This window comes from Pseudomonas sp. BN411 (assembly GCF_029871235.1).
GTDB lineage: Bacteria > Pseudomonadota > Gammaproteobacteria > Pseudomonadales > Pseudomonadaceae > Metapseudomonas.
Window position 1 is genome coordinate 1 of record NZ_SSOM01000023.1, and the last position, 8542, is coordinate 8542.

Annotated in this window: 8 protein-coding genes; 4 read left to right on the forward strand and 4 right to left on the reverse strand. The window is 58.8% G+C overall.

The window, feature by feature from the left end; translation table 11 throughout:
- Positions 1-19: 19 nt before the first annotated feature.
- The 4 genes from E8F06_RS01875 to E8F06_RS01890 all read left to right on the forward strand — a co-directional run bounded on the left by E8F06_RS01875 (position 20) and on the right by E8F06_RS01890 (position 4537).
- Positions 20-1159, forward strand: coding sequence for an LLM class flavin-dependent oxidoreductase (locus E8F06_RS01875; protein ID WP_280363646.1), 1140 nt, complete (start codon positions 20-22; stop codon positions 1157-1159).
- A gap of 62 nt (positions 1160-1221) precedes the next feature.
- Positions 1222-2319 (forward strand): LLM class flavin-dependent oxidoreductase, encoded by a 1098-nt coding sequence (locus tag E8F06_RS01880; protein WP_280347434.1) that lies wholly within the window; start codon positions 1222-1224, stop codon positions 2317-2319.
- Between the two features lie 172 nt (positions 2320-2491).
- A complete protein-coding gene (locus tag E8F06_RS01885) occupies positions 2492-3286 on the forward strand; it encodes an SDR family oxidoreductase (RefSeq protein ID WP_280358403.1) in 795 nt (264 codons plus the stop codon).
- Positions 3287-3586: 300 nt separating this feature from the next.
- Positions 3587-4537, forward strand: a complete 951-nt coding sequence (locus tag E8F06_RS01890) for a LysR family transcriptional regulator (protein ID WP_179060127.1) — start codon at positions 3587-3589, stop codon at positions 4535-4537.
- Here the strand turns inward: E8F06_RS01890 and E8F06_RS01895 are convergent.
- From E8F06_RS01895 to mmsB, 4 genes are read right to left on the reverse strand one after another with little or no spacing between them, the layout of a single operon-like run.
- Entirely contained in the window at positions 4519-5292 is a 774-nt protein-coding gene (locus tag E8F06_RS01895; RefSeq protein ID WP_256873404.1) for a TetR/AcrR family transcriptional regulator, read from the reverse strand. The two genes, E8F06_RS01890 and E8F06_RS01895, sit on opposite strands and share 19 nt — an antisense overlap.
- Positions 5293-5344: 52 nt before the next feature.
- The gene (locus tag E8F06_RS01900; RefSeq protein ID WP_179060126.1) at positions 5345-6496 is read right to left on the reverse strand and encodes an acyl-CoA dehydrogenase family protein; all 1152 of its coding nucleotides are present in this window, start codon (positions 6494-6496) and stop codon (positions 5345-5347) included.
- A 36-nt stretch (positions 6497-6532) separates the two neighbouring features.
- Positions 6533-7633, reverse strand: a complete 1101-nt coding sequence (locus E8F06_RS01905; RefSeq protein ID WP_179060125.1) for an enoyl-CoA hydratase/isomerase family protein — start codon at positions 7631-7633, stop codon at positions 6533-6535.
- 2 nt (positions 7634-7635) lie between these two features.
- Entirely contained in the window at positions 7636-8526 is an 891-nt protein-coding gene (gene mmsB, locus E8F06_RS01910) for a 3-hydroxyisobutyrate dehydrogenase (RefSeq protein ID WP_179060124.1), read from the reverse strand.
- Positions 8527-8542 lie beyond the last annotated feature (16 nt).

The window sequence follows — 8542 nt, forward strand, 5'->3', positions numbered from 1 at the left end:
CGCAATGAAGTTTCATTTGATGCAAACAGGTGTAATCGGTCGTCGTTATGAGCTGGAAGCGGGTATGGCTGGGCAGCGTCCTGAGTTGTATCAGCGCTTTCTATCCGAAGTGCGTGATTACGTTCGTCTGGCGGATGAGCTTGGTTATGCAGGCTATTGCCAGCCTGAGCACCACCTGCAGATCGAAGGTTTTGAGATCAACAACCATCCCGGCATGTTCAGTCTCTATGTGGGCCTGCATTCCAAGCGGATGAAGGCCGGCATCATGGGGTACACCCTGCCGACCCATAACCCGGTGCGTATCGCCGAAGAAATCGCCACCCTTGACCACATGCTCCAAGGGCGCCTGATGGTTGGTTTCACCCGTGGCTACCATGCGCGCTGGGTCGACTCCTATGCTGCGCGTCCGGGTGTCAGCGCCACTACGCCGGACAACGCCAAGGCCCGCGACGAGCAAGATGCGCTGAACCGCGAAGTCTTCGAGGAGTCGCTGCAGGTCATCAAGAAGGCCTGGGCCAATGACGTGTTTAGCCACAAGGGCAAACACTGGGAGTTCCCGCCAAATGGCGGCTCTGCCGGTCACCCGGCCTATGCCAGCATGGGCAAGGGCATGGATGCAGATGGCATCGTGCGCCAGATCGGCATTGCGCCGAAGTGCTACCAGAGTCCCCACCCGAAAATTTACGGCGGCTTTGCCGGCAGCATGCGCACCGTCGACATGTGGGCCCGGGAAGGCGGCAAGCCAATCGTGCTGGCTTCCGACCTGGACTTTTGCGATGCCCTGTGGACCCGCTATGCCGATACCGCACGCCAGCACGAGCGGGAGGTTGCCCGTGAGGATGTTGCTGCCTGGGGCGGTTTCCTGATGCTGACCGATGACAAGGACAAGGCCAAGCAGTTGATGGCCGAGCATAAGTGGTTCTGGGACAAGTGGTTCATTCCGTTCGGCCAGAAAATGCCGAACGTGCTGATCGGCTCGGCTGACGAGATCGCCGATCAGATCGGCCGCGCCCACGACCGCCTGGGCTTCAACGAGCTGTTCCTGATGTTCGGTCAGGGTCACCTGGACCCGGAGCAGAACAACGAGGAACTGGAAAAGTTTGCCAGCCTGGTGGCTCCTCGCTTCGCGACCAAGGATGCCGAAGGCACGTTGGTTTAAGTGATTGCATGGCTGGTTTGCCTGGCAAGCCAGTCTGACAGGCTAAACAATAACAAGAGGTAATGACTATGCAATGCGGATTTTTCCATACTCCCTATAATCTTCCTCACCGCACTGCGCGGGAGATGTTTGATTGGTCTCTCAAGCTGGCACAAGTCTGTGATGAGGCGGGTTTTGCCGATTTCATGATCGGTGAGCATGCGACTCTGGCTTGGGAAAACATTCCCTGTCCGGAGATCATCATCGGTGCCGCAGCGCCGATCACCAAAAACATCCGTTTTGCGCCGATGGCGCACCTGCTGCCCTATCACAACCCGGCCAGTCTGGCGATTCAGGTTGGTTGGCTGTCACAGATTCTTGAGGGTCGCTATTTCCTTGGTGTGGCGCCCGGTGGGCATCACACCGATGCCATCCTGCACGGTTTCGAAGGCATTGGTCCGCTGCAAGAGCAGATGTTTGAGGCGCTGGATCTTATGGAGAAGGTCTGGGCGCGCAAACCTTTCATGGAGAAGGGCAAGTTCTTCCAGGCCGGCTTCCCTGGGCCGGATACCATGCCCGAATACGATGTGGAGATCGCGGACAACAGCCCCTGGGGTGGCCGCGAGGCACTGGAAATTGCCGTTACCGGTCTGACCAAAAACTCCTCGTCGCTGAAGTGGGCTGGTGAGCGCAACTACAGCCCGATCTCCTTCTTCGGTGGTCATGAGGTTATGCGTTCTCATTACGACACTTGGGCCACAGCTATGCAGTCCAAGGGCTTTACTCCGGAAACGTCGCGCTTCCGTGTGACGCGGGAGATCTTCATTGCCGACTCCGATGCTGAGGCCCGCCGGCGCGCCAAGGCCAGTGGCATGGCCAAGACTTGGGAGCACTATCTGTTCCCGATCTACAAGAAGTTCAATCTGTTCCCGGGCATCATCGCGGATGCTGGTGTGGATATTGATCCCAGTCAGATAGATATGGACTTCCTTGCCGACCATGTCTGGCTCTGTGGTTCGCCGGAAACCGTGACGCGAAAGATCGAGGCAATGATCGAGCGCACTGGTGGCTGCGGTCAGGTCATCGTCAACTCGCATGACAATATCGACAACCCGGAACCCTATTTCGAGTCGCTGCAGCGACTGGCGCAAGAAGTGATTCCCCGCGTCAAAACATCGTAGAACGAAAGGCTAGGTGGTGGTCTTCTCCGCCTAGCTTTGCCAGTTCTAATCAAAGCAGGTCGCACTAAGGATCAAATTGCGTTGTTTTGCTGTATTGATCCGACCGCAAATGGCTGCTGTTTGGCAGCCATTTCACATCTTGTAGCACTAAACTGACAAGGAGCTCAGATTTATGTCTTGGAATGGCATTTCTGGATTGTTTTCCGTCGCCGGCAGAACAGTGTTGGTTACAGGTGGGGCCAAGGGCATCGGTGCAATGATTACCCGCTGCCTGGTAGCGGCAGGCTGCCGGGTGATGGTCGCTGGGCGCGATCATGCTGCGGCAGACAGTCTGAACAATGAACTGGCAGAGTACGGGGGGTTCGAATTCATTGAGTGTGACCTTGTGCGCGATGATCATCTGGCTGATCTGTTTCGCGCCGTGCAGGCCCGCTGCTCCAAACTGGACGCGCTGATTAACAACGCCGGTGTATTTCATGCGCCGCCACTGGGTTCTGTCACAGAGAAAGACTGGTCTGCGGTGATGAGCCTCAACCTGCAATCGCCGTTTCTCCTGATCCAGGCACTGTGTCCCCTGCTGGAGAAGGCCGGCACAGCTGACGATCCGGCACGTATAATCAACATCGGTTCAGTGGGTGGCATTCTCGGAAAAAGTTTCGGGGGCGCCTATGCCTATGGTTGCAGCAAGGCTGCCATTCATCAGCTTAGCCGCACGCTGGCATCAGATCTACGTTCGCGGAACATCAACGTTAACGCCATTGCCCCGGGTTTTTTCCCAAGCGACCTGACCGCCGGGGTCATCGCTGATGCTGAAGTTGAGCGCGCAGTGTTGGATGGTATACCTGCTCATCGGTTTGGCAGTGCAACTGATATTGGCGGCACTGCCATCTATTTAATCTCCCGTGCAAGCGCCTATCTTACTGGGACGGTTATTCCCCTTGACGGTGGTCTGATAGTGGCCCCGTGAACCTTATACGGGACGGTCAAGCGTTCGGATGGTCCAGCCCTAAAATGTGTGAGGGGGACGAGTCCCTGGCCCTGCCAAGAATACGGCGCAGCTAGCGATGCTGTTCAATGCCCTCAGGACATCTCAATCTGTTTGAACGCGCGTGTAGGTTCCCGCTGCGGCTGGCGGCGTTCGGTCGGACTTGATTTTTTGTCGAGAGGGTGTAAAGGTTCTCGCGAGTCAACATTTGCGTTGATAAAAGAGGCGCGACTGCTGTGGGTCGTGCTAGCTAAGCCCTGATCGTGCGAACTGGAGGAAAATATGCCAAATCGCGCCAGCCTCGAGCGTCTAAATTGGGATGACCTGCGCTTTTTCTTAGAAGTGGCGCGCACCGGTACCGCCAGTGCTGCTTCTCGAAGGCTGGGCGTTGACTACACCACAGTCTCGCGTCGAGTCCGTGTTCTGGAGCAGAACCTGGGTGCACTGCTATTCGAGAAATCTAGGGCTGCGGGTTTTGTGCTCACGCTAGAAGGGCAGCGCATGCTGAGCTACGCCGAGACTCTTGAAAGCACCCTACAGGCAGCCTGCGAGCAAGTTTCAGGCGCTGGCTTGGAACTGTCTGGGCATGTGCGTATCGGTTGCACTGAGGGATTCGGCTCCAGTTTCATCACTCAACATATGAGTCGATTCCAAGACCGCCATCCACACATCTCATTGGATATCCTCCCGGTGCCACACTTTGTGAGCTTGTCTAGGCGCGAGGCTGATATCGCTATTACGCTGGAGCGCCCGCAACGGGGGCCGTATGTCTGTTCTAAGCTTTGCGACTACCGTCTTCGCTTGTATGCCACTCCTGAGTACTTGGCCAATCATGCGCCGATTCTCAGCCTCGAAAGCTTGGCCGGGCACACGTTCATCTCCTACGTTGAAGACTTAGCCTTCAGCCCCAAGCTTCTCTACTTAAATGACCTTGTACCCGGAGCGGTACGCCAACTGCGTAGTACTAGTGTGATTGCTCATTACCATGCAGCGCTGGAGGGAAGAGCGCTTGCAATTCTTCCCTGCTTTCTAGCAGGACAGAACCAGCGTCTGTGCGAAGTTCTTCCGGGTGAGATCGAGGTAGTGCGGCAGTTCTGGATCTATTATAGCGAGGATCTACGTAAACTCCGTCGTATTACTCAGGTAGCCGAATACCTGCGGGGCTGCGTCGAACTTAACCAGCCGCTACTGATGGGCGAGTCAACATCGATGAGCTATCTGCCACCGGTTTGAGCTACCGAGTTAGCTACACGCTGGGTGGCCTGGAGCACGCCTCGTATGGATCCAATAATCATTTCGCGCAGCATCTCAAACTTTGCCGTATTGCCAGTTGGTGCCTCTCCGAACCAAGCCGGTAACTGGTTAAGCTGTGAAACGATGCTAGCTAGGCCGGCGCGTCGGAGCATGCATGCTGGCTCTCCAGTTAGTTGCTCAACGGTTTTTATTAGCACCGCCTCATAGAGTTGACGCAACTTTAGGATCCGTTCCTGGTGATCGTTATTGAGGTAGTGTACGTCGTACTCCGCCAGACGGAAGTGTGCGCCCATACCGTTGTGTAGTTGGAGATGGGTTTCAGTGAGGAGAAGCAGTCGTGCTGTGGGGGAGACGTCCCGGTGGGTTAATTCCAGCGCGCCATCTAGCAACTGCTCATATAGTTCCTCGATTAGCTCGAACAGCAAGGCTTCTTTGCTTTCGATGTGGTTGTAGAGAGAGCCGGCACGAATGCCCATGAACTCTGCCAAATCACGCATGCTAACTCGGCTATAGCCACGCTTAGCGAACAGCTCCAGAGCTTTCTCGCGTGTTTGTTGATAGCGTTTTGGGGAGCCAGTAGTACTTATAGGTTGGCTGAGAGTGGATGGCTGCAGCTCGTCAAACAAAGTAATGGACATGGACATCAGATCTTCATCGATGTGGCTACAGCTAACAGTGTTATTCGCCGCCAGAGGTACTGCTTCTAGCGATTCTTGGATGTTTGTGATGATCATGGGTGCATAGTTGGGGCGCTTGTGGGCACCGCTGAGGCGCCCACAAGAGGTTCTATAAAGTGTAATTAGCCATTTCCCGAGCGATCAGCAGCCGCTGCACTTCACTGGAGCCTTCGTAGATCTGGGTGATGCGCGCATCGCGGTAGTACTTCTCCACCGGGTAGTCCTCCAGGTAGCCGTAGCCGCCGTGGATCTGGATCGCGCTGGAGCACACCTGCTCAGCGATTTCCGAGGCGAACAGCTTGGCCTGCGAGGCTTCCGAGAGGCAGGGCAGGCCGGCGCTCTTCAGGCGGGCGGCGTGGAGAATCATCAGCCGCGCGGCGTTGAGGCGGGTGTGCATGTCTGCCAACAAGTTGCCGATGCTCTGGTGCTCGATGATCGGCTTGCCGAACTGCACCCGTTCCCGTGCATAACCGAGCGCCGCCTCGAAGGCCGCACGGGCGATGCCTAGGGCCTGGGCGGCGATGCCGATGCGGCCGCCTTCGAGGTTGGACAGGGCAATGGCGAGGCCTTTGCCGCGCAGGCCCAGCAGGTTCTCTTCCGGAATGCGACAATCGCTCAGGGTGACGGCGCAGGTATCGGAGGCCTTGATCCCCATTTTGTGCTCGCTGCGGTCCACCACGAAGCCGGGGGTGTCGGTGGGGACCAGGAATGCGGAGAGGCCCTTCTTGCCCAGTTCCGGATCGGTCACGGCGAAGACGATGGCGAGCTTGGCACGCTTGCCATTGCTGACAAACTGTTTGGCGCCGTTCAGCACCCAGTGACCGTCCACCAGCTCGGCGCGGGTGCGCAGATTGTGCGCTTCCGAACCCGCCTGGGGTTCGGTGAGGCAGAAGCAACCGATGGCGGTGCCGCTCGCCAGCTGCGGCAGCCACAAGTCCTTCTGCGCCTGGCTTCCGTAGTTGAGGATGGGCCCGCAGCCCACGGAGTTGTGGATACTCATCAGGGCGCCGAGCGCACCGTCGCCGGCGGAGATTTCTTCCACCGCCAGGGCATAGGCCACATAGTCGATATAGCTGCCGCCCCATTCCTCGGGCACCACCATGCCGAGCAGGCCCAGCTCGCCCATCTGCTGCACCAGGTCGTCGTCTATCCAGCCAGCCTTTTCCCAGGCCTGTGCGTGGGGCGCGACTTCAGCGCGGGCGAAGTCCCGCGCCATGTCGCGGATCATGTGTTGTTCTTCGGTGAGTTCGATATCGTGCATTAAAGGTCTCCAGCGGATCGGTCGTGCCTGGCGCTATTAAGTTTCTGGCCGCTTAGCAGCTATTGCAGAGGTTCGACGGGTATGAAAGCCTGCAAAAAAGGCTTTCACCCGTTCATCCTGTAACTCCTCAAGGTTCGGTGGGTTCCAGCGTGGGTTTTTGTCCTTATCGATGATCAGGGCGCGAATGCCCTCTATCAGGTCGCCCTTGTCGAACCACTGGCGGTCAAGATGCAGCTCAAGATCGACACAGTCAGCCAGACTAAGGCATCGACCGCAGCGCAGCAGCTTGAGGGTCACAGCCATGGCGAGTGGGGAATTCTTGTTGAGCAGGCGGAGCGTTTCCTCTGCCCAATCTTGTACACCGGGCCGGGTGTCGGACTGCAGCGCCGTGCGGATCTCCTTGAGATTGGGAAGTGAAAAAATTTCGTCGATAACTTGGCGATAGGCCTTCAGCTCCGATCCAGGGATGCGCTCGGTGGCGAGGCCGGCCAGCAACTGGTGGAGGTTTTCCTGCGGCGCGAAGCTCCAGTTGAGGGTGTCCAGCGCCTGATCCAGCTCAGCGATGCGTTCGCTGGGCAGGCAATAGTCGGCCAGTCCGGTGTAGAGGGCATCGGCGGCGCGCACCTGGCAGCCGATGACGCCCAGGTAGACGCCCAGTTCGCCGGGCAGGCGCGGCAGGAAGTAGCTGCCGCCAACATCCGGGAAGAAGCCGATGCCGACTTCCGGCATGCCCATGCGGGTGCGCTCGGTGATAACCCGCAGCGACGCGGCCTGGGCCAGGCCCATACCGCCGCCAAGCACGAATCCATCCATTAGGGCCATCACAGGCTTGGAATAGCCGTGCAGGTATTCGTCGAGCGCGTATTCCTCTTCGAGGAACAGTTGGTGCTGGTTGTCGCCGGTGGCATGGCTCTCGTAGAGCATGCGGATATCGCCGCCGGCGCAGAACGCTTTCTCACCAGCGCCGCGAATGACCACCGCGACGATGTCCGGGTCGAGTTCCCAGGCCCACAGGTGGCGCTGTAGCAGGCGCACCATGGGCAGGGTCAGGGTGTTCAACCCGGCCGGGCGGTTGAGGGTCAGGTGACCGACGCGGTTGCGCACACTGGCCAGTACCGGTGCCTCGTGCTCACTCATGCTCAGGCTTCCCGACGGAACAGGCTGATGATTGCGGAGAAGTCCAGGCCGCCGTGACCCTGTAGGCTGAAGGTCTGGTACAGCTGCTGGGCCGCGGCGCCGAGCACCACCGGTTGTTTCGCATGGCGCGCGGCTTCGGTGGCCAGGCCTAGGTCCTTAAGCATTAGATCGGTGCCGAAACCGCCGCTGTAGCCGCGGGACGCCGGGGCGTTTTCCAGCACGCCGGGGAACGGGTTGTTGATTTCCGAGCTCCAGCAGCGGCCGCTGGAGGTGTTGATGATGCCGGCCAGGACTTTCGCGTCCATGCCCAGGGCAACGCCCAGCGCCATGGCTTCGGCGACGCCGACCATGGAGATGCCTAGCAGCATGTTGTTGGCGATCTTGGCCACCTGGCCGTTGCCTGTGTCACCACAGTAGACGATGTTCTTGCCCATGGCGGCGAGCAGCAGGTGGGCCTCGTCGAAGGCGCTGACGGTGCCGCCGACCATGAAAGTCAGGGTGCCAGCCGCCGCGCCACCTGTGCCACCGGAAACCGGCGCGTCGAGCATGGGATTGCCCTGGGAGGCGGCGGCTTTGGCCACTTCGCGGGCGCTGAGCGGGTCGATGGTCGAGCTGTCGATCAGCAGCACGCCCGGCTGGACGTTGGCCAATAGGCCTTCGGCGCCCAGGTAGACATCCTTCACGTGGGCCGCGGTGGGCAGCATGGTGATGATCGCGGCGACGCCATCGCGGGCCAGCTCCGCCGGGCTGTTGGAGGTGCGGGCGCCGAGCTCTACGAGTGCGGCGGTCGCCAGCGGCGAGGGGTCGAATACGGTGAGGGTGTGGCCGGCCTTGAGCAGGTTGCGGGCCATGGGGCCGCCCATGTTGCCGAGGCCAAGGAATCCGATATGCATGTTGGCGTCCTCTTGA